The organism is Bacillus sp. FSL W8-1202 (assembly GCF_038006165.1).
In the GTDB taxonomy this organism is placed as follows: domain Bacteria; phylum Bacillota; class Bacilli; order Bacillales; family Bacillaceae; genus Bacillus; species Bacillus subtilis.
On sequence record NZ_JBBOUR010000001.1, the window covers coordinates 1,998,370 to 2,022,717 of the forward strand.

Genomic DNA, 24,348 nt, shown 5'->3' on the forward strand with positions numbered 1-24,348 from the left:
ATGCCGCACGCCTTTCTTTCTTCTACAATGGCAATGGATCAAAAAAGGAGTGAGACGACGTGCTGCAAGCAGAAAGTATCAAAAAGGCATATGGGAAAAAAACAATCGTGAAAGGTATTTCTTTTTCCCTCCAAAAGGGGGAGTCGTTCGGTCTGCTCGGGCCAAACGGTGCGGGGAAGTCCACAACCATCTCGATGATTTCCGGCCTTGTGCCGCATGACAGCGGGAACATCACGGTGGGCGGCTATGTTATCGGAAAAGAAACGGCCAAAGCGAAACAAAAAATCGGCATTGTTCCGCAGGAAATTGCATTATATCCGACGCTGACGGCTCATGAGAATCTAATGTTTTGGGGGAAAATGTACGGACTTACGCACGGTGAGGCCAAAAAAAGAGCGGCTGAGGTCCTTGAATATGTCGGTCTGACTGAGCGGGCTAAAGATAAGATTGAAACATTCTCCGGGGGGATGAAACGAAGAATCAACATCGGTGCGGCTTTAATGCATAAGCCCGAGCTGCTGATTATGGATGAACCGACTGTCGGTATTGACCCTCAATCGAGAAATCACATTTTAGAAACGGTCAAACAGCTCAACGAAACGGGCATGACAGTGATCTATACGAGTCATTACATGGAAGAAGTTGAGTTTTTATGCGACCGGATCGGGATAATTGATCAGGGGGAAATGATTGCGATTGGCACAAAAACTGATTTGTGCAGCCGCCTTGGAGGCGATACCATCATTCAGCTCACGGTCAGCGGGATCAATGAAGCCTTTCTTTTGGCGATCCGATCTCTGGCCCATGTGAATGATGTAACAGTCCAGGAGTCAGAGCTCAAAATCGACATTTCTGCGGCTCATCATGAGAAAGTCGTCACCAGTCTGCTTGCTGAAGCTGCTGCTCATCATATAAACCTGCTGTCCCTTCAGGTGCAGGAACCGAATCTGGAGCGCCTGTTTCTGAATCTGACCGGCCGCACGTTGCGGGATTGAGGAGGGACGGCAATGAAAAAAAGCATATGGATCGCATGGAAAGATGTGAAAATCAGAATCACGGACAGAAAAGGGTTTATGATGCTTATCCTAATGCCGCTCATCCTAACCTGTATTTTAGGCGCAGCGCTCGGATCAGTTGTTGACGGAGGCAGCCGGATTGATGATATCAAAGTCGGCTACATTCAATCAGACCAGTCAGATACAGCAAACATGTTTACAAAAGATGTTCTCAAAAAAATGAAGTCGATAAAGGTCATAAAAGTCGGCAGCAAAGACAAGATGAAAAAACTGATTGATGAAAAGAAAATCGATGTAGGCATCGTTATCCCGAACCATTGGGAAGCCGGCAAAACCTCAGCTGTTGTTAATGCCGCTCCTGATCAAACATTGAAAAGTTCCATCATTGAAACAGCTGCAAGCTCATTTATAGAGCAATATAAAGCGGTAAAGGAAGCCGCGTCAGGCTCAATGGACTACATCAGTAAAACGGAAGCTGTAAAGCAAGGAAAACTTGACCCTGCACAGTTTGCAGAAAAGCTGGCAAAGACGCTAGAAAAAGAAACAGGTGACAAGCTTACTATTGCGGAAAAATCTGTCGGCAGCAAAGCCGTTACCAGTTTTCAATACTATTCGGCGGCAATGCTTTGCATGTTTATGCTGTTTCATATCACAGTCGGGGCGAAATCATTTTTACAGGAAAAGGATACGGAGACGCTTGCCAGAATGCTGATGACGCCTGCGCAAAAATCCGTCATTCTCTTCGGAAAATGGCTTGGGACGTATCTGTTTGCCATCATACAATTTTTCATATTTCTGATCGTCACAATCAACGTATTTGGTGTGGACTGGGGCGGTAATCTGCTGTTCGTGAGTGTACTCGGGCTTTCTTACGCCGCAGCTGTATCTGGTATTTCAATGCTGCTTGCGTCGTGCATCAGCGATATGAAAACTGCAGATGCGATAGGCGGCTTCGGCATTCAATTGCTTGCGGTTCTCGGCGGGTCCATGCTGCCGCTGTACCAATTTCCGGACGTCTTGCAGTCTGTATCCAAAGCGGTGCCAAATCGCTGGGCGCTTGACGGCTTTCTTTCTTTAATGGAAGGGGGAGGCTGGGCTGACCTTCAAAAGCCTGTGCTTCTTTTTGCGGCGATCGGCTTTTGTTCACTTGTAATTGGTATCAGACGGCTTCATACAAGATAAGGAGGTACAAAAGGTGAAAAAAATTCTAGCCATTTGTGGCATTGAGCTTTCTCTCATTTTTAAGAAGCCACAGAACTATTTGATCATGTTTGCTGCCCCGCTTTTGCTTACCTTTGTATTTGGGAGTATGCTCAGCGGCAATGATGATAAGGTGCGGCTTGCAATCGTTGATCAGGACGATACGATTCTCTCACAGCATTATATTCGGCAGCTGAAGGCACACGATGATATGTATGTATTCGAAAACATGTCTGAAAGCAAAGCGTCAGAAAAGCTGAAACAAAAGAAAATTGCCGGGATCATCGTCATTTCCCGCTCGTTCCAGACACAGCTGGAAAAAGGCAAACATCCTGAGCTGATTTTCCGTCACGGCCCTGAGCTGTCGGAAGCGCCGATGGTCAAACAATATGCAGAAAGCGCATTGGCAACGCTCAATATTCAGGTGACCGCGGCAAAAACGGCATCTCAGACAGCGGGAGAGAACTGGAAGGCGGCGTATAAAACGGTTTTCGCCAAAAAACATGAAGATATAGTTCCGGCTGTAACACGACAGACGCTCAGTGATAAAAAAGAGGGTGCGGAAGCAAGTGACACAGCCTCCAGAGCAGCAGGGTTTTCCATCCTGTTTGTCATGCTGACCATGATGGGAGCGGCTGGAACTATTTTAGAAGCAAGGAAAAACGGCGTATGGTCCAGATTGCTTACAGCCTCTGTCAGCCGAGCCGAAATCGGTGCTGGGTATGTGCTGTCCTTCTTTGTCATTGGCTGGATTCAATTTGGCATATTGCTTCTTTCCACCCATTGGCTGTTCGGCATCAACTGGGGGAATCCGGCTGCAGTTATTGTATTAGTGTCACTTTTTCTATTGACCGTTGTCGGCATTGGATTGATGATTGCGGCCAACGTCAGAACGCCAGAACAGCAGCTTGCGTTCGGCAACTTGTTTGTCATCGCAACATGTATGGTGAGCGGGATGTATTGGCCGATCGACATTGAACCGAAATTTATGCAATCCATCGCTGAATTTCTTCCGCAAAAGTGGGCGATGAGCGGGTTGACAGAGATTATCGCTAACGGTGCCCGCGTCACAGATATTCTTGGGATCTGCGGCATCTTGCTTGCATTTGCGGCGATCACTTTCGCAGCGGGGCTGAAAGCGCTCCGAGCCTAAAAAACATCTGCCGTTTAGGCAGATGTTTTTTTGCATGTGGGTACATTCGTATGGGTGCAGCCTGAACTGCGGTTAATCCTTATCTATCATAGCTAAAATTGATTCCAGCCAAGAAACGTAATTTTTCTCCCGCTCCAGCGCTTTCGTCAGCACAAGATAGTGGCCGAAGTCCGGTGAAGAAAATGACATCGGCTCTGCTGAAGCTATAAGCTTTTCATAGCTTCCCTGTAAGTCAGAAAGCTTGGCCTGGCGTTTTTGCAGCTGGTCTTTGAACAAATCAGAAGCCTCCTGGCGCGATAGACAAGAAATGAAATAAGCCTTCAGCATAAATTCATCCTTCACCGTCTCGGGTATCGGCTGGTGGCGGATCAGCCAGTCATGCAGCTCCTGCTTTCCGCTGTCTGTCAGGGTGTACATCTTTTTCTCCAGCTTTGTGCCCTGAATCGTTGTCCGGAACGTGATAAATCCTTCATCCGTCAGCTTTTTGAGCTCAGGGTAAATCTGGCTGTGCTTGGCGCTCCAAAACTGGCCGAGCTCCTCTTTAAAATAACTCGTAATATCGTATCCACTCAATTCGCCTTTTCGCAAAAGCCCTAATATGGCGTATTTTAATACTCTCATGCTATCCTCCGTGTCTGGCTGTTTCGCAAAACAGATGAGCCGGTGCTCAACTGTGATTCTAACTGCCTATTCCCCTTATTATAGAAAAGGGAGGAAGGGAACACAACCGGGCTCTTTGGAAATGAAGATAAAAGGTTTGTCAGAAGGTATCCGATTTATCTCCGTCAATATAAAAGAGATTTAAATTTAATTTTCAGAAAAAATAGTAACGATATTGATTTTTTATATATAATAGGAAATTGGTGGTATGAAAATTTTTTGGGGGAATAAACGTGAAAAAAGTACCTATGGCATTCATTATTTGTTTATCGCTGATTCTATCTGTTTTAGCCGCTCCGCCGTCTGGCGCAAAAGCTGAATCAGTACATAATCCTGTCGTTCTTGTTCATGGAATAAGTGGTGCATCATACAACTTTTTCGCTATTAAAAACTACTTAATCTCTCAAGGCTGGCAAAGCAACAAACTGTACGCAATTGATTTTTATGATAAAACAGGAAACAACCTAAATAACGGCCCGCAGCTTGCTTCATATGTTGACCGTGTTTTAAAAGAGACGGGGGCAAAAAAAGTAGATATTGTGGCTCATAGTATGGGAGGCGCCAATACGCTGTACTATATTAAATATTTAGGCGGGGGCAATAAGATTCAAAATGTCGTAACGCTTGGAGGGGCTAATGGTTTAGTGTCATCAACGGCGCTGCCGGGTACAGATCCTAATCAAAAGATCCTCTATACATCTATTTACAGTCTCAATGATCAAATTGTAATCAATAGCTTGTCTCGGTTACAAGGAGCGCGAAACATCCAGCTTTATGGCATCGGTCATATTGGCTTGCTCTCTAATAGCCAAGTGAACGGCTATATCAAAGAAGGGCTGAATGGCGGAGGCCTCAATACAAATTAATATCTTCATAAAAAACCTGCAGTCTTCGTTACGGCAGGTTTTTTGCATTTTTCTAGCAATCTCGCCTGAGAAAGATACACCAAAAAGCCAGAAGGGTTTATGACCTTAGTCTATCATGCATACGTCAATTTATGACATCAGGCACTTTTTCAAATAGAACAGACATGTTAAGGTACAACCATCGATTTCTATCAAATTGAAATAAAAGGAGCGCTGTTATGCAAATTAAAGAAATTTTTATGATCCGCTGCATTTCGTGCTTAAGTGTCGTCCTGCTCCATATCATTTCAATGGTCCTGATGCTTCAGGCAGAAGCTCTTGCAGATATTTCTCACACTGTTGATTCTTTCCGTACTCTCCTGATGTTCAGCACGCCCGCTTTTATTTTCATCTCTGAATTTTTACTGGCCCGTTCTTATCCTGATGGGGTGCCGGACGGTTTTTTAAAGAAGCGGGGAAAAGTGATTTTTGTTCCTTTTTTATTTATCGCGGCCATTGATGCCCTGCTGATGACCAGTGCGATGGGGGGAGAGATAACCTTTCTCGCGTTTGTGCAAAAGTATCTGGCGAATGTATTCCTAGGAAACTTTATCGGGTACTTCATTCTCGTCATCTTTCAGTTTTACATGCTGCATATGATGTTTCATGAGTATTTGAAAAAAGCATCTCCGAAATGGGTGCTGTCTATCTCATTTGTGGTGACAGTCGCTTATTTAAGCTATTTCTCCGCAGTCAGCCCGGCTCCTGCTTCTAAAGAGGGCGGGTCATTTCCGTTTTTCTGGGTTCCGTTCGCAGGCTGGCTTTTCTACTTTTGTCTAGCCTACTATTGCGGAAAAGAATACAAGCGTTTCTTAGCGCTGCTGAACCAATACCGCTGGGTCGTATACGGTTGCGCAATTGCTTCTGGTGCGCTGGTTGTCACTGTTTCTTATGTCGGCGAAATCGGCATGATCAGCTCGAAGCGGCCTGATATCATGCTGTATTCGACAAGCATGATTTTCCTGTGCTTTCACTTGTTTTCTAAAATGAAGCATGTGCCGAAAATCATGATGTTTATCAGCAACTATTCCTTTTCGATTTATCTGCTCCATGCCTATTTTATGATGATAGGCTACGTGTTGCTTTTGAATATGCCCGAAATTCCCGCCGTACCGGCTGTTCTCCTGCTGTTTGCCGTGTGCACAGCCGGCCCGATTATGACCTCATGGGCGCTGAATAAGTTCAAATACGGGTATTTATTTGTGGGGAAAATTTATCAGCCAAAACAGAAGAAGGTAACAGTCGAAGTGCGTGATCACGCAGGGTGAAAAACAATCGGCAGGGGGGCTCCTGCCGATTGTTGTGTATTAAATCATACAGTATACACAATCTTTTTCTTGTAAAATAAAGGAGAAGAGTGAATAGAAGGGAGAACATTCATGACATCAGTCAATCTAAGCTACCCAATAGGAGAATACAAGCCGAGGGAATCCATATCGAAGGAGCAAAAAGATAAATGGATTCAAGTACTTGAAGAAGTGCCGGCAAAATTGAAGCAAGCTGTAGAGGGCATGACGGACAGCCAGCTTGACACACCGTACCGGGACGGTGGATGGACCGTTCGGCAAGTTGTTCATCATCTGGCTGACAGTCATATGAACAGCTATATTCGTTTTAAATTGAGCTTGACGGAAGAGACACCGGCTATCCGTCCGTATGATGAAAAAGCATGGTCGGAGCTAAAAGACTCGAAAACGGCAGATCCGAGCGGCTCACTTTCGCTTTTGCAGGAGCTTCACGGAAGATGGACGTCTCTGCTCCGCACCCTGACGGATCAGCAATTTAAGCGCGGATTTTATCACCCTGATACAAAGGAGATCATTACCCTGGAGAACGCGCTCGGCCTGTATGTCTGGCACTCACATCACCATATCGCTCATATTACGGAGCTTTCTAGACGGATGGGGTGGTCTTAACGCTTTTGCCGGCGGAAAGCCGGAATACTGATAGCAGCAATCACCAGAAGTGAGATCACAGCAGCCGCTGCATATAAATGATCATAGCCGCTGGAGACACTCGCATGAATGGCGTCGCTTATCGCGATTTTGACTTCAGGAACGGGAATGCGTTCGATTTGTTCTTGTAAAGAAGAAACATCAGAACTGTCGATCTCCGGAATCATCTGCATCGCCTTTTCTGAATATCCGCTGTCCGATAAGCGGCTGCTGATTTCATCATCTATTTGGTCAAACCCGGCTGTGATAAAACCTGCATAAAGAGTAGGCGCCAATGTCAGTCCGATTTGCCTTACCAATGAAAGTGTACCGAGCGCCGTGCCCTTATTCGATTTAGCCGTCTCTGATACAAGGACGTTCAGCGGAGCGCCTAACAGAAAGCCAAAACCGATCCCAGCCGCCACACTTGCGATCACAAACTCCCATTTTTCCGTCACCCAGAGCGGAAATAAAGCAAACCCCGCACATGAGATGATTCCCGACAGAATAACGGTTTTTACAGGACCTTTTTTGTCGGTAAGCGCTCCGCCAAGCCAAGCGCCAATTCCGGAAGCCAACGCAAGCGGCGTCATCCAATAGCCTGCTTTTGCGGCAGGGACACCCAAATACTGCTCGACATATGACGGGATAAAAATGACTGCCGCCAAGAGCCCCCCGGATAACAAACCGATGATAAGCGTGCGCTGAAACATATGGTTTCGCAGCAGAGAATACGCCAAAATGGGATCGCCTCCTCGCATTTCAACTCTCTTTTCATACGAGATAAGCGCTGCAAAACAAAGTATGCCAAAAATAATACATCCATAAACCTCCGGATTCCCCAAGCTGTGTAAGAGATTTGCCCCGTCAAGGTTCGTCATGCCGTACATCACGGCTAAAATCGACAGGGATAGAAGGAAGATTCCGGCTGCGTCGAGGCGCTTAGCTTCAGGTGCTTTTGTTTCCGCGATAAAATATGCGCCGAAAACAACCAATAGCACGGCAATCGGCAAATTAATCAAAAATAGCCAATGCCAAGACCCGGTCCAATCAAGCAGAAAGCTTCCGATATTTGGCCCGAGCACAGCGGCCATCCCGTTCATTGCGCCAAGCAGCCCAAGCGCCTGCCCCTGTTTTTCCTTTGGGAGAGTCGCGAGAATGTGAGAGCTGCCGATGATGAAAATCCCGCCGCCTCCAAGCGCCTGAATCAGCCGCGATATCAGAAAGAGCGGGAAGCTTTGGCTCAAAGCAACAAGCAAAGAACCAAGTCCGAACAGGCAAACCTCAATGAGAAAGAGTTTTTTTCTGCCGTAGCGGTCGGAAAGCTTTCCGACGATTGGCACACTGACGCTAAGACCAAGCGTATAAAGGGTAATGCCCCATGATCCCCAGGAAGGAGAAACGGAAAACGACTCGTTTATCGTTGTTAAGGCAGCTGAAATAATTCCGTTATCTAGCGCAGCCATAAATACACCAATCGTAAACAGGCTGATCGCCCACTTTTGGCCTTTCTGCTCTGTTAATGCTTCAGGCATATTCATCAACCCCTTTTTTATTCACTAGAAGTATATTATTCATTTTAAATGAACTAAATGTCAAATAAAAAAAGCCTGCTCCCGCAGTTTGCGGATGACAGACTTACAGATTTATTCTTTTTTCGCTTTTTCTAATGCTCTTGAAAGGATAGACAGCCCTTCGGAAACAGCCTGCTTTTCTTCAGGGGACAGCAGCTCTAATGAACGCTTCAATTTCAGGTGGCCTTTTTCATACAAACCCCGGAAAATCTTTTTCGCATTCTCTGTCAACTGAACAACTACAGAGCGGCGGTCCTCTTCAGAATGTGAGCGTTTGACAAATCCTGATTTTTCAAGCCGGTCAAGCAGCCCAGTTGTATTGGACAGGGAAGCCCCCATTTTTTCAGCAATGTCGCTCACTTTCAATGTTCCATGGTTGTTTAATAGCATCAGCACCTTCATTTGCGGCATGCTCATATCCAGCTTCATCCACTCGGACACATCACCGAGCCCGGCGGACGTTAAGACTTTCATATAGAGCACCCATATTTCCCGTTCCTCCGATGAAAGAATGTTTTCGTTTAATACTGTTGTATCGTGTAAATTATATTCCATTTCATCACTTCCTCATCATTCACTCCTCTTACCATATTACTCGATTTTCACTCCAGAAAGAAAGTGAGCAGAAACCGCATGCGGGACTTTGTCCGAAAAATAACGGTAGTGTATAATGAGTTGGAGATTATTGGGGGAGAGGATCGAACTAGAATATGATTGGAGAGACCATTGCTGATTAAAAAGAATGCTTTATCAATATTAAAAATCGTTTTTCCTATTGCTGTTTTGCTATTTGTTATTTATCAATCGAAAAAAGAACTGACAAATCTGTCTTTCAAACGTACGCTCATGGTCATCAACGGACTGGAACGAACGGACTTATTCATGCTTGTGTTGATCGGCTTGCTGGCTGTTGCGGCCATGTCGCTGTATGATTACGTCCTGAAATACTCACTGCGCCTATCGATCACAAACGGAAAAGTATTCAGGGTTTCCTGGATCGCCAATTCATTTAATAATGTGCTGGGCTTCGGCGGTTTAGCCGGCGTCGGGTTAAGAATGATGTTCTATAAGGAGCATACGAAAGACCATAAGGCACTCGTGAAAGGAATCGCCTGGCTCACATCATCTATGCTGCTCGGATTATCTGTTTTCAGCATTTTCGTCGCTGCGAGAGTGCTGCCAGTGGATGAAGTGATTCATGAAAAGCCTTGGCTATGGGCGGTCGTTATCGGTTTTGCGCTGATATTGCCGCTGTCTTTGGCGGTGTCCAAAATAAAAGACCGCAAAGCTGGGGACGAAGAGAATGCGGATAAAGTGAAAAATCCGATTTTCGCATATATTGGAGCTTCAGTTGTTGAATGGCTCATGGCCGGGATCGTCATCTATTTTGCTTTGTTCGCTATGGGCATTCATGCAGATATCAGGTATGTGTTCGGGGTGTTCGTCATTGCGGCGATCGGAGGAATGATCAGCCTCGTGCCGGGCGGCTTCGGCTCGTTTGACCTTTTATTTTTGCTGGGGATGGAGCAGCTTGGCTATCATCAGGAGGCCATCGTTACTTCTATTGTGTTGTACAGGCTCGCCTACTCATTTATCCCATTTATCTTGGGACTGTTCTTTGCCGCAGGCGACCTGACGGAAAATACAATGAAGCGGCTTGAAACGAACCCGCGCATCGCACCGGCAATTGAGACGACAAACGTTCTGCTTGTTGTTCAGCGTGCGGTATTAGTGAGAATTTTGCAAGGCTCGCTTTCCCTTATTGTGTTCGTAGCAGGTCTGATTGTCCTGGCCTCAGTTTCCTTGCCGATTGACAGGCTGACGGTTATACCGCACATTCCGCGCCCGGCGCTTTTGCTGTTCAACGGCCTGTCCTTAAGCTCAGCGCTCATTCTGCTGATTTTGCCGATCGAGCTTTATAAACGGACAAAACGTTCCTATACGATGGCCATTACAGCGCTTGTCGGCGGCTTTGTGTTCAGCTTTTTAAAAGGGCTTAACATCAGCGCGATATTTGTACTGCCGATGATTATCGTATTGCTTGTGCTATTGAAAAAACAATTTGTCCGCGAACAGGCATCCTATACACTGGGACAATTGATATTCGCTGTGGCGCTGTTTACTGTGGCGCTCTTTAACTACAATCTGATCGCGGGCTTTATTTGGGACCGGATGAAGAAGGTGCTGCGTCACGAATATTTCGTCCACAGCACCTCGCATATTACACATGCAACCATCATGGCGATCATCATTGTGCCGCTGTTCTTCTTGATATTTACAGTGGTCTATCATAAGAGAACGAAACCGATCGGAGAGAAAGCTGACCCTGAGCGTCTTACTGCGTTTCTCAATGAAAAAGGCGGCAACGCGCTGAGCCATCTCGGTTTTCTTGGAGATAAGCGGTTTTATTTTTCCAGTGATGGGAATGCACTGCTTCTGTTTGGGAAAATCGCCAGAAGGCTGGTCGTGCTCGGCGATCCGTCTGGCCAAAGAGAATCATTCCCGCTCGTGCTGGAAGAATTTCTGAACGAAGCGCATCAGAAGGGATTCAGTGTTTTGTTCTATCAAATTGAACGAGAGGACATGGCGCTGTATCACGATTTTGGCTACAACTTCTTTAAATTGGGCGAGGAAGCATATGTAGATTTAAATACATTTACCTTGACTGGGAAGAAAAAGGCCGGCCTTCGGGCAATCAATAACCGCTTTGAGCGGGAGGAGTATACTTTCCATGTGGATCATCCCCCATTTTCTGATGCGTTTTTGGAGGAGCTGAAGCAAATCTCAGACGAATGGCTCGGCTCGAAAAAAGAGAAGGGATTCTCGCTCGGATTTTTTGATCCTTCTTATTTACAGAAAGCGCCGATCGCCTATATGAAAAATGCAGAGGGAGATATCGTTGCATTCGCAAATGTCATGCCGATGTACCAGGAAGGAGAGATATCGGTTGATCTGATGCGCTATCGCGGCGACGCTCCAAATGGCATTATGGACGCATTGTTTATCCGTATGTTTTTATGGGCAAAGGAAGAGGGCTGCACGTCATTTAATATGGGGATGGCACCCTTGGCCAATGTCGGCACTGCCTTTACATCCTTCTGGTCCGAAAGGTTTGCCGCTGTCATTTTTAATAATGTCAGATACATGTACAGTTTCAGCGGCCTAAGAGCCTTTAAAGAAAAATACAAACCGGAGTGGCGAGGGAAATACTTGGCGTATCGGAAAAACAGATCTCTTTCTGTCACCATGTTCCTCGTTACACGTCTGATTGGCAAAAGCAAAAAAGACTCCGTCTAATAAGACGGAGTCTTTTTTTTATTTCGTTTTTAAAAAATAGGTTTCAATATCATCAAGCAGGTAGTTTGCGGCTTTAATTCCGCCTGCGGTTGTCCACACGACGTCATCGACTTCATGCGCGTTACCTGACTTCACGGCCTTCAGGTTTTTCCATAGTGAACTGCTTGTCCACTGATTGGCCCATTTTTCATTTTCTTTTGCATTATCGGCTTTATATGTGAAATAAAACAGCACATCGGCATCCATATCAGGAATAGATTCTTTACTGTCGGTTGAGAACGTAAATTGGTCCTTTTGTTTCTTGAACAGTTCCACTTGTTTTTCAGGGCGTTTGAAGCCAAGCTGGTCTAAAATAATCCCAGGAAATGAATCGGTATAATAGATTCTTGATTCACCGGATAAAAAGCGTACGACAGAAACGGTTTTGTTTGTCTGGTCGCCCAGCTTGTTTTTTAAATCAGAAACGCGTTTATCAAAATCGGCAATGACTTCCTTGCCTTTATCCGCCTTATTCACCGCGTTGGCGTATAGAGTCAGGTTATCCTTCCAGTTCCCGGCCAAAGATTCAGCGAAAACAGTCGGCGCAATCGCATTTAACTGATCATAAATTTTTTCCTGGCGCACTTTGTTTCCAATAATCAAATCAGGCTTTAATTCTGCGATGGCTTCCACATTCGGTTCCGTTTCAAGACCGACGTTTTTAACACCTTTCATGTCATCTTTCAGATAGTCATACCACGGGTCGCCCTTCCATGACTTTACGGCTCCGACCGGCTTAATGCCAAGCGCTAAGAGCGCCTCTGTTCCTTCATTAGTTAAAACAACAATCCGTTTTGGATTGGCGGGAATGTTGTCTGATGTCCCCATTGCATGTTTGACCGTTCTTGTTTTGCTGCTTGACCCCTCGCTGTTGCTTGAACTTTCTGAACTATTACAGGCAGAAAGTACTATAACGGCCATTAAAAATACGAATAGCATGCTGATATGCTTTTTCATCTTTTTCCTCCCAATATTGAAATTCATTATCATTTAGATCATAATAAGCAGTGTTAAGAGTGTCAATCCCTAATTGAGGATTATTCTCAAAAACAAACATTACATAGTAAATAACTAGGAGAATTAGATCATGATCTGCAAAAAGGCATCTTCAAAATGGATTGTGTTAGTATGTCTGATTTTCATTTTACTGGCGGCTGTCTGCGCAAGCGTCGTGTACGGCTATACAGGTACGTCATGGAGACAGGTCTATCAGGCGTTTACTTCCTTCAACGGAACAAATGAGCATGTCATCATCAAGGATGTCAGGCTTCCGCGCGCTTTGGTTGCCACAGTTGTCGGCGCCTCGCTTGCAGCCGCGGGCGCTCTTATGCAGGCGCTCACAAAAAATCCGCTTGCGTCACCGGGCATTTTCGGGATTAACGCCGGTGCAGGTTTTTTTATTGTTGCCGGATCGTTTTTTCTGCATATTCAGTCACCTCAGGCATTAGTATGGAGCTCGTTTCTGGGGGCAGCATTTACCGCCGCGATCGTCTATGCAGCAGGCTCGCTTGGGAGGGAAGGGCTGACGCCAATCAAACTGACGCTGGCGGGAGCTGCCATGGCGGCTATGTTTTCTTCTCTGACACAGGGCTTGCTTTCTGTTAATGAACTCGAGCTTGCCCAGGTGCTTTTTTGGCTGACCGGCTCTGTGCAGGGCCGGAGTCTGGATCTGCTGATGACGATGTTTCCATATGCAGCGGCAGCGCTTGTGATCTGCTTCTTTCTCGGCCAAAAAATTAATCTCCTCGTCATGGGAGAAGATGTGGCAAAAGGACTCGGCCAAAAAACAGGCCTGTTAAAATTTGTGATGGCGCTTTGTGTTGTCATGCTTGCAGGGTCCGCTGTCGCCATTGCCGGGCCGATTTCTTTTATCGGCATCATTATTCCGCATTTTGCCCGCTTTGTCGTTGGTAATGATTATCGCTGGGTTCTGCCATTTTCCGCTGTTTTGGGTGCCATTTTGCTTGTTTGCGCGGATATCGGTGCGCGATATATCATTATGCCTCAGGAAGTTCCTGTCGGGGTCATGACCGCCATCATCGGAATGCCTGTGTTTGTGTACATCGCAAGAAGGGGGGCGAAGCTATGAAACTTCGTTTTGGCGTTACTGCGGCTGAAAAGAAAGCATGGATCGTCTTTTTAATTTTACTGGGGTTAACAGCTGCTGTACTCATCATAAGCGCAGGTCTCGGACAAAGGTTTATTCCTCCCTGGGATGTAGCAAAAACATTCTTTGGTGCAGGTTCCAAGCTGGATGAACTGATGATCATGTCGTTCCGCATGCCAAGAATTTTGACAGCTTTATGCGCCGGTGTCTGCTTGGCAGCGGCAGGCGCGATATTGCAGGGGCTCGTCAGAAACCCTCTCGCATCTCCGGATATTATCGGAATAACAGGAGGAGCGGCGGTAGCGGTCGTGCTTTTAATGATGTTCTTCTCAGACCGCAGCAGTTCACTTACGATCAGTCTGTCATGGCTTCCAGCAGCCGCATTTATCGGCGCATCGGCTGTCGGGCTCATCGTCTATTTACTGGCATACAAAAATGGCGCCTCCACATTTCGGCTGGTGCTTATCGGAATCGGATTTTCAATGTCGGCGCAGGCGATGACTACCCTGTTGATGATCAAAGGCCCGATTTACCGAGCATCACAAGCCAATGTGTATATCACTGGGTCAGTTTATGGGTCAAACTGGCAGCATGTAAAAATAGCTATTATCTTATCTGTCATTCTCTTATTCATTTGTTTTGTCGCGCTAAAAAATATGAATATACAGGTGCTGGGTGAAGATATTGCGGCGGGTGCAGGAAGCGCTGTGCAGCGAAATCGTTTTTTCTTGCTACTTTTGAGTACGGCTCTTACTGGTTGTGCAGTTTCAGTTGCCGGCACAATCGGTTTTGTCGGGCTGATGGCGCCCCATATTGCAAGACGGCTTGTCGGCTCATCTTATGGCGCGCTGCTCCCAGCGTCGGCACTTATTGGAGCTCTGCTCGTTTTAACAGCTGATATCGTCGGCAGAACCTTATTTGCTCCGGTGGAAGTGCCGGCCGGCGTCTTTACAGCGGCTATCGGCGCACCTTATTTTATTTATTTGCTCTATAAAACAAGAAATTCTTAATCGTTACACCCATTTTCTTAAAAAAGAAAATGGGTTTTTTTGATAATGACTGAAGATTCGTAATTATTTTTGCTATACTGACAGAGACATTGATAAAGAAAGGGCGGCAGATGAATGAAAGAAGCAGAGGTATTAAAATATGAAGCATTTACAAGCAGCCCCGGCAAAGGAAACCCTGCAGGCGTCGTTTTGCAGGGAGACGATTATACGGAAGACGAGATGCAGATCATAGCTGAGCGTGCCGGGTATTCAGAAACCTCCTTTATCCGAAAAAGCGAGTCGGCCGATCTTGAACTCCGTTACTTTACCCCTGGACACGAAATGAATTTGTGCGGTCATGCGACAGTTGCTTCTCTTTACGCATTATGTGAGAAAGGAATGCTGGAGAGCGGTAAAACGTACAGCATCCAAACGAAAGCGGGTATCCTGCCTGTGAAGATTTCTGAAAAAGATGGCCGTATTCATATCACGCTTGAACAGGCCGCTCCGCAATTCAAACCATTTACAGGCGATCGGGGAAAACTTGCGAACGCACTGGGTATCACCGAAGAGGATTTTCATGAAGACCTTCCGATTGTGTTTGGCAGCACTGGCATATGGACAGCCATCGTTCCGCTTAAATCATTGGAGGCTTCCAAAAAAATGGTGCCAGATAACAAACAATTTCCGGAAGTGTTAATTGATCTGCCAAAAGCTTCAGTCCATCCGTTTACCTTTGAAACCGTTCATCCCGACAGCGACCTGCACGGACGCCACTTTTCATCCCCGTATTCGGGAACGATTGAAGACCCCGTGACCGGCACAGCTTCCGGCGTGATGGGGGCCTATATGAAACAATATGGCAATGCCAAGCAGCATAAATTTATCATTGAACAAGGGCAGGAAATTGGAAAAGACGGAAAAGTGGAGATCGAAATGAACGAAGCCGGCGGCCATGTGAAAGTGAACATGACAGGAACAGCCGTTTACTCAGAAACCCGTATTCTTAAAATCTAATACGGATGGTGGTTTACAAAAAGATGCACTTTCCGTTATCATTATGAAATGATAATCATTTTCAATTGCATAGGAAGGTGAGACGGTATGCCTCAAACCGAACAAATACATCAGCATTCAGTACTGCGTGACATCATACGCAGCAGAAGATCGATTCGAAAGTTTAAACAAGAGCCAGTACCTTCAGCAGTCATTCTTGACATGCTAGAAACGGCAAAATATGCGCCAAATCACAGAGTGACAGAGCCATGGAGATTTATTTACGTTTCCAGTGAGACAGGTAAAGCGAACCTCATCAATACATTTGCAGCGTTTTCTAAGAAATCCAAGCCGGATATGACAGAGGAAAAGCTTCAAAATTTCAAAAACACACTTGGGCGCGTTCCGGGATTTCTCCTCGTCGTGTTTCAGGAAGATGAAAACGAAAGAGCGCGGGACGACGATTTTGCGGCAACAAGCTCGTTGATTCAAAATCTTCAGCTTCTTGCTTGGGAAAAAGGAATCGGCATGGTTTGGAAAAGCGGAAAAATCCTTTATGACAAAGAAGTCCATCAGGCCTTTGGTTTGCAGGATAATGAGCGTTTCGCCGCCATCATACAAACAGGTTATCCTGACGAGGCGCCGGAAGTGAAAAAACGCACACCGATCCGCGACCGGTTTACTGAAATGTAAAAAGCCCCTTGTCTCAAACGGAGACAAGGGGTTTTTCATTAACGAGATTTCTTTTTCGCTCTGTTGTCGGCTGCTTTCGCACGCTCTTGCGCTTCGCGGTCATCTGCATCAGCAAGCTCGGTTGAATATTCTTCGTAAACGCCGTCAGTTTCCCTTTTTAAGGCATCGGGAACTTGTGGAAGCTTTTGTTTGTTTTTATCACGGTTTTTGTGGATATGATTTCTGCCCATATCAAATTCCCCCTAAAAAGTGATATCAAACAAATATAGTATTTGGTTTTAAGGGGCTATGTATTCCTACTTCCGCTTAGCAGCTTTTTCCGCTTTTTTAAATTCGCCTGAATAAAGAACTTCCTGCATTTTTTTCAGGTTGGCGCCTTGCTGGTGCTTCTCCCTCTTTTTTTCCATAAAAAGGACCTCCTTCAACCATGTTATTCTTAAGGTTGACGCTTCCTGCTGTTTTTATACAGTCTTTCGGTCCGCTATCAGCTGTGAGAGTGCAAATTCAAGATCCGAATATGTAAAACGAAATCCAGAGGTTATCGCTTTTTTCGGAAGAGCGCGCTGTCCTTTCACAATCAAAAGACTCATTTCACCCAATGCTTTTGATAAAAAGAATTCCGGGACGGGGAGCCAGTGCGGGCGGTGCTTCACCCGTGCAATCGTTTTTCCGAATTGCTTCATGTCCACAGGATTGGGCGCGGTGACATTCATTGGGCCTGAGATGCCGGCGTTTTCCACCGCATATCGGATCATCTGGGCCGCATCCTCGACATGAATCCATGACAGCCACTGCCTTCCCGTTCCGATCGTTCCGCCGGCCAGAAACTTATAGGGGAGAACCATAAGCGGTAGAGCACCTCTTTCTCCAAGCATCACGCCAAATCTTGCATAAACCGTCCGGATGCCCATCGCTTCAATATTCTGTCCTTCCTTTTCCCACAGGTGTGCAGTATGGCTGAGAAAATCCTCATCTGACGTTGCAGAATCCTCTGTGAAAGTTTTCTCAAGGCTTGTCCCGTAAATACCCACGGCACTGGCTTGGATCAATGTCTTCGGCTTCTCCTTCTGTTTCTGAATAAGCCGCTGCACTTCACGCGTCGCATTGATACGGCTGGAGAGAATGTGCTGCTTCGTTTTTTCTGTCCAGCGGCCAAAAATCGATTTTCCCGCAAGGTTTATCCAGACATCAATATGAGGAAGTTCCTGCTCCGGGGCGGCTCCTTCCGTCAGCCATTGCACATATGTCATATTTTTTTGTTCAGTTTCTCTTGCGTTTCTTGATAAAATATAAACATGGTGTCCCTGGCGGATAAGAACGCCTGTCAGATGCTGGCCGAGAAAACCGGTTCCGCCCGTCATTGCGATATTCATGAACATCTCTCCTCATCGTTCTAATAAATATACTTTACCTCATTTTAATAAAAGAAAACGCGTTTCAGGCCTGAGAAGGGAGATTAAGATGCCGTTTATTACAAAAATATCAACGCAAAAAAAGAATACGGAACGCTTCAATATTTTTCTGGATGATAAATACGCCTTCAGCGTGGACGCGGATGTGCTCGTGAAATTTGAGCTCAAGAAGGGAAAAGAACTCGATGATCTTGACATCATTGAGATTCAATACGGCGATGAAGTGAAGAAAGGCTTCAACCGTGCGCTTGACTTTTTATCCTATCGAATGCGGTCGACGAAAGAGGTCGAGGACCACTTAAAGAAAAAAGAAACCTCGCCCCCCGTCATTGCGGAAGTCATCCATAGGCTTAACGATTACAAGTACTTAAACGACCAGGAATTTGCCGCAGCCTATGTCAGCACTCACAAAAAAACAAACGGAAAAGGCCCTGATGTTTTGTTCAGAGAGCTAAGAGCGAAGGGAATTGATGACGATACAATTAAGGAGGCGCTAAGTTCCTTTTCCTTTGAAGATCAGACAAGAGAAGCGGTCAAGCATGTTGAAAAGCTTCTCAAAAAAGATAAAAAGCTTTCGACGAAAGAACTCAAACAGCGCGCCCAGCTGCAGCTTCAGCGCAAGGGCTTCTCATTTGATGTTATCAGCGCGGCGATGAATCAGATTGAATATGAAAATGATGAAGACACAGAGAAAGAAGCGCTGCGCCTTCACGCGGAAAAAGCGTTTAGAAAATACCGCTATGACGGCTCATATGAAAGCGCCATGAAGGTCAAACAATTTTTATTCCGCAAAGGATTCTCACTCGATTTAATCGAGCAATTACTGCAGGAAGAGGAGTACTGAAATGGACAAACGATACAGTCAAATGACACCGCACGAACTCAATACCGAAATCGCATTACTTTCTGAAAAAGCAAGAAAAGCCGAACAGCATGGAATCATAAACGAACTGGCAGTGCTCGAACGGAAAATTACGATGGCAAAAGCATATTTGCTGAACCCGGAAGATTACTCACCGGGAGAAACATATCGTGTGGAAAACACTGAGGACGAGTTTACCATCAGTTATTTAAATGGCGTTTTCGCATGGGGATACAGAACCTCTTCCCCTCAGCAAGAGGAAGCGCTGCCAATCTCAGTATTGCAAGAAAAAGAATAAAGCGTAACAGGAGGCTGATGATCAGCCTCTTTTTGTTTGCAGCACATTTACACGAATTTTTAAAGAAAAAATCATTGAATTCACTTGAAAAATCTTTTAAGATGAAACTCGTTGTTTTTTAAAATCAAAGGAGGCGATGACGTTGAGTATCAAAAACCCATCTGTAAAATTTATTATATTTGTTCTTATGATTTGTACATTTTCAATCGGCTATACAGAATACGCGGTGATGGGTATTTTGACGTCGATTGCCAATGACTTTCATATACAGGTTTCATCCGCAGGGCTTCAAGCGTTTGTTTGACAGGGCCGCTCGTCACCATCATTTCCGTCAAGCTTCCGAGAAAGCCTGTGCTTCTTGGGCTTATGGCGATATTTATCCTTTCAAACCTGATGAGCGCACTGGCGCCGAATTTTGCGGTATTGGCCATTTCAAGAATTTTATCTGCGTCCATTCACGGCGCTTTCTTCGCGATTGCCATGGTATTCGCAAGTGAAATGGTTCCGCCGGAAAAGCGTGCTGCAGCTGCTGCTTCAATGAACGGCGGACTGACAGTGGCTCTAATGCTTGGTGTTCCATTCGGCTCTTATCTCGGAGATGTCCTGAATTGGAGAGCGGTGTTTTCCATCATTACGGCACTTGGTGTCATCGGATTTTTAGGCCTTATGGCTGCCGTGCCGAACAGAAAACCAAAAGTGATCCCAATGCTTATGAATGAGTGGGGGGTTTTTAAACACAAACAAGTGCTGTTTTCCTTCGCGATTACCATTTTAGGCTATTCCGGTGTCTTTATCGCCTACACCTTTATCGAACCCATTTTAAGGCATTCAGCCGGATTCAGCACGGTTGGCATTACAGGTGCTCTCTTTGCGTATGGATTGGGAGGCGTTGCCGGGAATTTCTTAGCGGGAAAAGTACCGCTGTCTTTGCTGACTCGGACGATGATCGGTGTAATGATCGGTTTAATCGGTGTTCTGGCTGTATTTCCTTACATCGCCATTTACCCGGCTGCAGCCATTGTGGCAACGTTCCTATTCGGGGCATGCGCATTCGGCACGCCGCCTCTTTTGCAAACAAAGGTCATTTCCTCATCTGAGGGCGGCACGACCATTGCCGCAGCTGTCAGCGTATCAGCATTTAACCTTGCCAATGCCCTTGGTGCATGGATCGGCGGAATGATTTTAAACGGAACAGGCTCTTATTCCTGGCTGTTTGCAGGCGGTGCGCTTATGACCGCATGCGGACTTGTGCTTTCTACCTTCGCACACTTATCAGAAAAGAAGAGCGTCTACGAATATCAAGTCAATAAAGGGTAAAAACAGCTGCAGTGTATGCAGCTGTTCTTCTTTACCGTTTGCCTGAGGCTCTCATTCTTTCTTGAGGATGCTGATTGATAGATCCGTCAGCACGCTTTGAAGCATAGTCGTCCTTTGCTCTCGGTTCACCCTGAAATTTGTTTTCGTTTTCGTAAGGAAATCCTTTTTCTTTATTTCGGACCATGTCATATCCCCCTAGGTTCGAGATCAAAAAGTTGCGTCTTTTCAGATGAAGACGTAAGGTTAGTATATGGAGAACACCACGTAATAAAGCGTTATTTTTTTCCTGAAGAAAGGAGACTGCACACATGAATATGTACATTGAGAAACTGACTAATCTGCTTCTGGAAAAGAACGAGATGATCAGCTATATACAGGCAAAAACGTGGGTGGAATTGTTATGGAGCGATTTCGAAGCAACCTACGCAAAAGCCGGACACGCCTATCAAGGTGAAAAAATGACTGAAAAAATCGTCACACAATGGATTGAAAACTATGGCGGCCAGCTCCACCTTTTTCAAAGCTCCCGTAACGACGTGAATGATTACTTAAATCAAAGCAGAGGCCTTTTGCATTAAAAACCTGCCGTTAACGGGGACTGACCCCATAAGATGAGACAAATAAAAACACCTTCAAGTTTGAATACGGATGATTGTTATCCGAAATTAGACTTGGAGGTGTTTTTTCTATGGGGACAAGAGTGAGTTATCCGGTTGAAGTGAAACAGAAGGCTGTAGAAATGAGATTGGCAGGCGTACCTATGAAAGAGATCATGCAGGAGTTGAATATCAAAAATAATACGCAGATTAAGACATGGGTCAGATGGTATAAGGCTGGTGATACACATCGATTTGAACAGCCTGTTGGTAAGCAATACACTTATGGAAAAGGTCCGGAGTATTCTTCCGAATTAGAGAAACTGCAGGCAGAGAATCGATATCTGAGACAACAGAATGAAGTGTTAAAAAAGTACAACGAATTGGAAAGGAAGTTGATAGCCAAACGTCAGTCGAACTTGTAGAAGAATTGCACAGCACAATGACCGTGCAGGATATCTGTATTCATTTAGGTATCTCTCGCTCGTCTTATTATCGTTGGAAGAAGAATCTGAAGAAAGATCATCCCAAGCGCCATTTAGAAAAACAAATCGGCACGTTGTGCCGAGAGCACCAGTATCGATATGGATATCGAAAAATCACAGCTATATTAAAAAAGAGAATGTGTATTAACCATAAAACGGTTCAGCGTATTATGCAGAAAAATCAGTGGCAGTGCCGGGTTAAGGTGAAAAAGCGCAAGAAGAATGGGCAGCCATATGCCGTGGTCGACAATATATTAGATAGGAACTTTCAGTCTGATCATCCTCTTGAAAAACTAGTAACAGACATCACGTATTTGCCTTATGGACAGAAACAATTGTACCTTTCCAGTATATTGGATGTATATAATGGAGAAGTGATTGCTTTTACGATTGGAGATAAGCAGGACACAGACTTTGTCTTACACACACTTGATCAACTGCCAACACTGCCTGAGAACTGCGTGTTACATAGTGACCAAGGATCTGTGTATACATCTTACGAGTATCAGAAAGCTGTTAAAACAAAAGGCATTACCATGAGCATGTCCCGCAAAGGGACACCCGCTGATAATGCCTCCATCGAATCGTTTCATTCCTCACTAAAGTCTGAAACGTTCTATCTTAACAGCATTGATCGAACCACGACCGCCATCGTAGAACGCACTGTCATAGAATACATTCATTATTATAACAATATTCGTATTCAAACGAAACTAAACAACCAATCACCGATAAATTATCGGCAATTGGCTGTTTAAAAGGTGTTTTGATCCCTGTCTCAAAAACGGGGGTCAGTCCCAACGACCGGCAGGTTTTTTCATTTTCTTAAAATTACCTTAACAGGAAGAAATCATAAACAAAACATGTTTCACCAGCCTGTCAATCAGGGAATACCACTTATATCTTGTCAAAATGCGAGGAGGAGCTTTATATGAAAAAGAAACAAGTAATGCTCGCTTTAACAGCTGCCGCAGGACTGGGTTTGACAGCACTTCATTCCGCTCCCGCAGCAAAAGCTGCGCCCCTTCACGACATATCTGTCAGCATGCCATCATCCGATACTTACATCATAAAAGCAGGAAAGCTGAATGTCCGGACTGAGCCAAATCATGAAGGTGATATTCTCGGCACTGTATCATCAGAACAAAAGGTAAAAGTCGATAGGTTCGTAAATGCCGATTGGGCTCAAATTCATTTCAAAGGAAAGAAAGCATATATTTCAACTCACTTTTTAATGAAAACCGCAAGCCAAGCGAAAACAACGAAACAGACAGCCTTCTATACACCGACGCCCGAAAACGGAAAAGCTAAGCAGCTCTCATCTGGAACAGAGGTGACAATACTTGGGTGGGGATTCAGTGAAAACGGCGGATTTGACTTCACTTGGGCGTTCGTGGATTATGGCGGAGTTAAAGGCTATATTCACACAAAGGATTTACAAATGCGATAAAAAGGCAGGCCGAGGCTTGTCTTTTTGCCTATGCATGAAACATTTCTTCTTTCTGCACGTAACAATGAGAAAGGAGATGATGATATGACGGGTTTAGTCGGCGGAGGGCTTATGATCATTGCGGGCATACTGATCAAACTGTTTCCTCCCAAATCGATCAACAGTGTGTACGGGTACAGAACGAGACGCTCAATGTCAGATCAAAGATTATGGAATGAAGCGAACCGTTACAGTGCATCATTAATGATCCTGTCAGGCTTGGTGATTGCGGGAATGGGTTTGCTGCTGGGATCAAACTTGATTATTCTTCAGCTTATCCTGCTGATTGCCGCCTGTGTCATAACATTTATGCTAACGGAGAAAAGGCTGAAAATCATGACGCACAGTCAAGGAGGAGATAGAAGTGGACGGAGTTAAATGCCAGTTTGTTAATACGAACGGAATCACGCTCCACGTTGCAGCCGCAGGACCGGAAGACGGCCCGTTAATTGTCCTGCTCCATGGATTTCCTGAGTTTTGGTACGGCTGGAAAAATCAAATCAAACCGCTTGTTGATGCGGGTTACCGGGTCATTGCTCCTGATCAGCGGGGCTACAATCTCAGTGACAAACCGGAAGGAATTGATTCATATCGGATTGATACATTAAGAGATGATATCATCGGGCTTATTACGCAATTCACTGATGAAAAAGCAATTGTTATCGGTCATGACTGGGGAGGGGCTGTCGCATGGCATTTGGCTTCCACACGCCCGGAATATCTTGAAAAACTGATCGCGATCAATATCCCGCACCCGCACGTCATGAAAACCGTAACGCCGCTTTATCCGCCGCAATGGCTGAAAAGCTCGTATATCGCATACTTCCAGCTGCCCGATATACCGGAGGCATCACTAAGGGAAAATGATTATGAAACATTAGACAAAGCGATTGGATTATCCGACCGTCCCGCGCTTTTTACATCCGAGGATGTCAGCAGGTACAAAGAAGCGTGGAAACAGCCGGGCGCGCTGACAGCTATGCTGAACTGGTACAGAGCCCTCAGAAAAGGAAGCTTGGCAGAGAAACCCTCTTACGAAACAGTACCTTACCGAATGATCTGGGGAATGGAAGACCGCTTTTTGAGCAGAAAGCTTGCGAAAGAGACGGAAAGGCATTGCCCGAATGGACATCTTATCTTTGTTGATGAAGCTTCCCATTGGATTAACCACGAAAAACCAGCCATCGTCAATCAGCTGATTTTGGAATATCTTAAGAACCAATAAGCTAAAATTTCTCTCCATCCGTCTGTCATAATGGCAGACTTTTTCTGTGCGTTTTTTTTTCATAGTCTGTTTTAAACATGACAAAATAACATTAAAAATCA

Annotated in this window: 26 protein-coding genes and 1 pseudogene; 19 read left to right on the plus strand and 8 right to left on the minus strand. The window is 45.3% G+C overall.

The features are described 5' to 3' along the window. Window positions 1–59 precede the first annotated feature (59 nt). The 3 genes from lnrL to lnrN are packed head-to-tail and all read left to right on the plus strand — an operon-like array spanning window position 60 to window position 3,369. Window positions 60–995, plus strand: coding sequence for a linearmycin resistance ATP-binding protein LnrL (gene lnrL / locus NSQ09_RS10300; protein ID WP_341031279.1), 936 nt, complete (start codon window positions 60–62; stop codon window positions 993–995). A gap of 12 nt (window positions 996–1,007) precedes the next feature. Then, the gene (lnrM, locus tag NSQ09_RS10305; RefSeq protein ID WP_341031282.1) at window positions 1,008–2,198 is read left to right on the plus strand and encodes a linearmycin resistance permease LnrM; all 1,191 of its coding nucleotides are present in this window, start codon (window positions 1,008–1,010) and stop codon (window positions 2,196–2,198) included. Window positions 2,199–2,211: 13 nt separating this feature from the next. Further along, window positions 2,212–3,369, plus strand: a complete 1,158-nt coding sequence (lnrN, locus tag NSQ09_RS10310; RefSeq protein WP_003243650.1) for a linearmycin resistance permease LnrN — start codon at window positions 2,212–2,214, stop codon at window positions 3,367–3,369. 72 nt (window positions 3,370–3,441) lie between these two features. Here the strand turns inward: lnrN and padR are convergent, their stop codons facing one another. Further along, window positions 3,442–3,990: a transcriptional regulator PadR gene (padR, locus tag NSQ09_RS10315; protein WP_341031285.1), complete on the minus strand. Its 549-nt coding sequence runs from the start codon at window positions 3,988–3,990 to the stop codon at window positions 3,442–3,444. A gap of 272 nt (window positions 3,991–4,262) precedes the next feature. On the opposite strand from padR, the gene estB reads away from it, so the two are divergent. The 3 genes from estB (at window position 4,263) to bstA (ending at window position 6,850) form a co-directional block, all read left to right on the plus strand. Continuing rightward, the gene (gene estB, locus NSQ09_RS10320) at window positions 4,263–4,895 is read left to right on the plus strand and encodes an esterase EstB (RefSeq protein WP_041332795.1); all 633 of its coding nucleotides are present in this window, start codon (window positions 4,263–4,265) and stop codon (window positions 4,893–4,895) included. 218 nt (window positions 4,896–5,113) lie between these two features. Further along, on the plus strand, window positions 5,114–6,202 hold the full coding sequence (locus tag NSQ09_RS10325; RefSeq protein WP_017696460.1) for an acyltransferase family protein: 1,089 nt from the start codon (window positions 5,114–5,116) through the stop codon (window positions 6,200–6,202). Between the two features lie 111 nt (window positions 6,203–6,313). Then, entirely contained in the window at window positions 6,314–6,850 is a 537-nt protein-coding gene (bstA, locus tag NSQ09_RS10330) for a bacillithiol transferase BstA (RefSeq protein ID WP_017696459.1), read from the plus strand. Here bstA and NSQ09_RS10335 read toward each other — a convergent pair. Beyond that, complete coding sequence (locus NSQ09_RS10335; protein WP_341031290.1) at window positions 6,847–8,403, minus strand: MFS transporter; 1,557 nt, start codon at window positions 8,401–8,403, stop codon at window positions 6,847–6,849. The two genes, bstA and NSQ09_RS10335, sit on opposite strands and share 4 nt — an antisense overlap. Window positions 8,404–8,514: 111 nt before the next feature. Continuing rightward, window positions 8,515–8,997, minus strand: a complete 483-nt coding sequence (locus NSQ09_RS10340; RefSeq protein WP_003233577.1) for a MarR family transcriptional regulator — start codon at window positions 8,995–8,997, stop codon at window positions 8,515–8,517. Between the two features lie 171 nt (window positions 8,998–9,168). On the opposite strand from NSQ09_RS10340, the gene mprF reads away from it, so the two are divergent. Then, window positions 9,169–11,739, plus strand: coding sequence for a bifunctional lysylphosphatidylglycerol flippase/synthetase MprF (mprF, locus tag NSQ09_RS10345; RefSeq protein WP_095843589.1), 2,571 nt, complete (start codon window positions 9,169–9,171; stop codon window positions 11,737–11,739). Between the two features lie 18 nt (window positions 11,740–11,757). Here the strand turns inward: mprF and NSQ09_RS10350 are convergent, their stop codons facing one another. Then, on the minus strand, window positions 11,758–12,735 hold the full coding sequence (locus tag NSQ09_RS10350) for an ABC transporter substrate-binding protein (RefSeq protein WP_042975711.1): 978 nt from the start codon (window positions 12,733–12,735) through the stop codon (window positions 11,758–11,760). A 130-nt stretch (window positions 12,736–12,865) separates the two neighbouring features. On the opposite strand from NSQ09_RS10350, the gene NSQ09_RS10355 reads away from it, so the two are divergent. The 4 genes from NSQ09_RS10355 to NSQ09_RS10370 all read left to right on the plus strand — a co-directional run bounded on the left by NSQ09_RS10355 (window position 12,866) and on the right by NSQ09_RS10370 (window position 16,563). Next, window positions 12,866–13,867, plus strand: coding sequence for a FecCD family ABC transporter permease (locus NSQ09_RS10355; protein WP_003233570.1), 1,002 nt, complete (start codon window positions 12,866–12,868; stop codon window positions 13,865–13,867). Continuing rightward, window positions 13,864–14,895: a FecCD family ABC transporter permease gene (locus NSQ09_RS10360; RefSeq protein ID WP_003233568.1), complete on the plus strand. Its 1,032-nt coding sequence runs from the start codon at window positions 13,864–13,866 to the stop codon at window positions 14,893–14,895. Before NSQ09_RS10355 ends, NSQ09_RS10360 begins: the two co-directional genes overlap by 4 nt. A 114-nt stretch (window positions 14,896–15,009) precedes the next feature. After that, the gene (locus tag NSQ09_RS10365; protein WP_041332789.1) at window positions 15,010–15,891 is read left to right on the plus strand and encodes a PhzF family phenazine biosynthesis isomerase; all 882 of its coding nucleotides are present in this window, start codon (window positions 15,010–15,012) and stop codon (window positions 15,889–15,891) included. 87 nt (window positions 15,892–15,978) lie between these two features. Continuing rightward, complete coding sequence (locus NSQ09_RS10370; protein ID WP_003243940.1) at window positions 15,979–16,563, plus strand: nitroreductase family protein; 585 nt, start codon at window positions 15,979–15,981, stop codon at window positions 16,561–16,563. A gap of 38 nt (window positions 16,564–16,601) precedes the next feature. Here NSQ09_RS10370 and NSQ09_RS10375 read toward each other — a convergent pair whose 3' ends face one another. From NSQ09_RS10375 to NSQ09_RS10385, 3 genes are all read right to left on the minus strand, one after another. After that, on the minus strand, window positions 16,602–16,793 hold the full coding sequence (locus tag NSQ09_RS10375) for a YfhD family protein (protein ID WP_003233561.1): 192 nt from the start codon (window positions 16,791–16,793) through the stop codon (window positions 16,602–16,604). Window positions 16,794–16,859: 66 nt separating this feature from the next. Beyond that, a complete protein-coding gene (locus NSQ09_RS10380) occupies window positions 16,860–16,970 on the minus strand; it encodes a YfhE family protein (protein ID WP_003223230.1) in 111 nt (36 codons plus the stop codon). Window positions 16,971–17,024: 54 nt separating this feature from the next. Next, a complete protein-coding gene (locus tag NSQ09_RS10385; protein ID WP_041332787.1) occupies window positions 17,025–17,936 on the minus strand; it encodes a TIGR01777 family oxidoreductase in 912 nt (303 codons plus the stop codon). Window positions 17,937–18,024: 88 nt separating this feature from the next. Between NSQ09_RS10385 and recX the strand changes: the two genes are divergently transcribed. From recX to NSQ09_RS10400, 3 genes and pseudogenes are all read left to right on the plus strand, one after another. Next, window positions 18,025–18,819, plus strand: a complete 795-nt coding sequence (gene recX, locus NSQ09_RS10390; RefSeq protein WP_326233824.1) for a recombination regulator RecX — start codon at window positions 18,025–18,027, stop codon at window positions 18,817–18,819. Window position 18,820: 1 nt separating this feature from the next. Next, complete coding sequence (locus NSQ09_RS10395) at window positions 18,821–19,135, plus strand: YfhH family protein (RefSeq protein WP_024573179.1); 315 nt, start codon at window positions 18,821–18,823, stop codon at window positions 19,133–19,135. Window positions 19,136–19,277: 142 nt separating this feature from the next. Continuing rightward, a pseudogene (locus NSQ09_RS10400) lies at window positions 19,278–20,452 on the plus strand (MFS transporter). Window positions 20,453–20,483: 31 nt separating this feature from the next. On the opposite strand, the gene NSQ09_RS10405 reads toward NSQ09_RS10400, so the two are convergent. Beyond that, the gene (locus NSQ09_RS10405) at window positions 20,484–20,636 is read right to left on the minus strand and encodes a small, acid-soluble spore protein K (protein ID WP_003223241.1); all 153 of its coding nucleotides are present in this window, start codon (window positions 20,634–20,636) and stop codon (window positions 20,484–20,486) included. A 124-nt stretch (window positions 20,637–20,760) separates the two neighbouring features. Between NSQ09_RS10405 and NSQ09_RS10410 the strand changes: the two genes are divergently transcribed. The 5 genes from NSQ09_RS10410 to ephM all read left to right on the plus strand — a co-directional run bounded on the left by NSQ09_RS10410 (window position 20,761) and on the right by ephM (window position 24,247). Further along, entirely contained in the window at window positions 20,761–21,030 is a 270-nt protein-coding gene (locus tag NSQ09_RS10410; protein WP_003243789.1) for a YfhJ family protein, read from the plus strand. Between the two features lie 110 nt (window positions 21,031–21,140). Then, window positions 21,141–22,291 (plus strand): IS3 family transposase gene (locus NSQ09_RS10415; RefSeq protein ID WP_087614160.1). Its coding sequence is split into 2 segments (ribosomal slippage): window positions 21,141–21,414 and window positions 21,414–22,291, totalling 1,152 coding nucleotides; the frame shifts between segments, so codons are not numbered across the junction. Between the two features lie 173 nt (window positions 22,292–22,464). Next, the gene (locus tag NSQ09_RS10420; RefSeq protein WP_003243363.1) at window positions 22,465–22,983 is read left to right on the plus strand and encodes an SH3 domain-containing protein; all 519 of its coding nucleotides are present in this window, start codon (window positions 22,465–22,467) and stop codon (window positions 22,981–22,983) included. Window positions 22,984–23,067: 84 nt separating this feature from the next. Beyond that, complete coding sequence (gene spdL, locus NSQ09_RS10425) at window positions 23,068–23,400, plus strand: SdpC immunity protein SpdL (RefSeq protein ID WP_024573182.1); 333 nt, start codon at window positions 23,068–23,070, stop codon at window positions 23,398–23,400. After that, the gene (ephM, locus tag NSQ09_RS10430) at window positions 23,387–24,247 is read left to right on the plus strand and encodes an epoxide hydrolase EphM (RefSeq protein WP_014479220.1); all 861 of its coding nucleotides are present in this window, start codon (window positions 23,387–23,389) and stop codon (window positions 24,245–24,247) included. The genes spdL and ephM overlap by 14 nt, the downstream gene beginning before the upstream one ends. Window positions 24,248–24,348 lie beyond the last annotated feature (101 nt).

Bases quoted from the DNA above. Each gene is read 5' to 3' on its own strand.
- lnrM (WP_341031282.1), top strand. From the start codon at position 1,008: ATGAAAAAAAGCATATGGATCGCATGGAAAGATGTGAAAATCAGAATC.
- padR (WP_341031285.1), bottom strand. From the start codon at position 3,990: ATGAGAGTATTAAAATACGCCATATTAGGGCTTTTGCGAAAAGGCGAA.
- NSQ09_RS10325 (WP_017696460.1), top strand. From the start codon at position 5,114: ATGCAAATTAAAGAAATTTTTATGATCCGCTGCATTTCGTGCTTAAGT.
- bstA (WP_017696459.1), top strand. From the start codon at position 6,314: ATGACATCAGTCAATCTAAGCTACCCAATAGGAGAATACAAGCCGAGG.
- NSQ09_RS10335 (WP_341031290.1), bottom strand. From the start codon at position 8,403: ATGCCTGAAGCATTAACAGAGCAGAAAGGCCAAAAGTGGGCGATCAGC.
- NSQ09_RS10340 (WP_003233577.1), bottom strand. From the start codon at position 8,997: ATGGAATATAATTTACACGATACAACAGTATTAAACGAAAACATTCTT.
- NSQ09_RS10350 (WP_042975711.1), bottom strand. From the start codon at position 12,735: ATGAAAAAGCATATCAGCATGCTATTCGTATTTTTAATGGCCGTTATA.
- NSQ09_RS10355 (WP_003233570.1), top strand. From the start codon at position 12,866: ATGATCTGCAAAAAGGCATCTTCAAAATGGATTGTGTTAGTATGTCTG.
- NSQ09_RS10360 (WP_003233568.1), top strand. From the start codon at position 13,864: ATGAAACTTCGTTTTGGCGTTACTGCGGCTGAAAAGAAAGCATGGATC.
- NSQ09_RS10365 (WP_041332789.1), top strand. From the start codon at position 15,010: ATGAAAGAAGCAGAGGTATTAAAATATGAAGCATTTACAAGCAGCCCC.
- NSQ09_RS10370 (WP_003243940.1), top strand. From the start codon at position 15,979: ATGCCTCAAACCGAACAAATACATCAGCATTCAGTACTGCGTGACATC.
- NSQ09_RS10375 (WP_003233561.1), bottom strand. From the start codon at position 16,793: ATGGGCAGAAATCATATCCACAAAAACCGTGATAAAAACAAACAAAAG.
- NSQ09_RS10380 (WP_003223230.1), bottom strand. From the start codon at position 16,970: ATGGAAAAAAAGAGGGAGAAGCACCAGCAAGGCGCCAACCTGAAAAAA.
- NSQ09_RS10385 (WP_041332787.1), bottom strand. From the start codon at position 17,936: ATGAATATCGCAATGACGGGCGGAACCGGTTTTCTCGGCCAGCATCTG.
- recX (WP_326233824.1), top strand. From the start codon at position 18,025: ATGCCGTTTATTACAAAAATATCAACGCAAAAAAAGAATACGGAACGC.
- NSQ09_RS10395 (WP_024573179.1), top strand. From the start codon at position 18,821: ATGGACAAACGATACAGTCAAATGACACCGCACGAACTCAATACCGAA.
- NSQ09_RS10405 (WP_003223241.1), bottom strand. From the start codon at position 20,636: ATGGTCCGAAATAAAGAAAAAGGATTTCCTTACGAAAACGAAAACAAA.
- NSQ09_RS10410 (WP_003243789.1), top strand. From the start codon at position 20,761: ATGAATATGTACATTGAGAAACTGACTAATCTGCTTCTGGAAAAGAAC.
- NSQ09_RS10420 (WP_003243363.1), top strand. From the start codon at position 22,465: ATGAAAAAGAAACAAGTAATGCTCGCTTTAACAGCTGCCGCAGGACTG.
- spdL (WP_024573182.1), top strand. From the start codon at position 23,068: ATGACGGGTTTAGTCGGCGGAGGGCTTATGATCATTGCGGGCATACTG.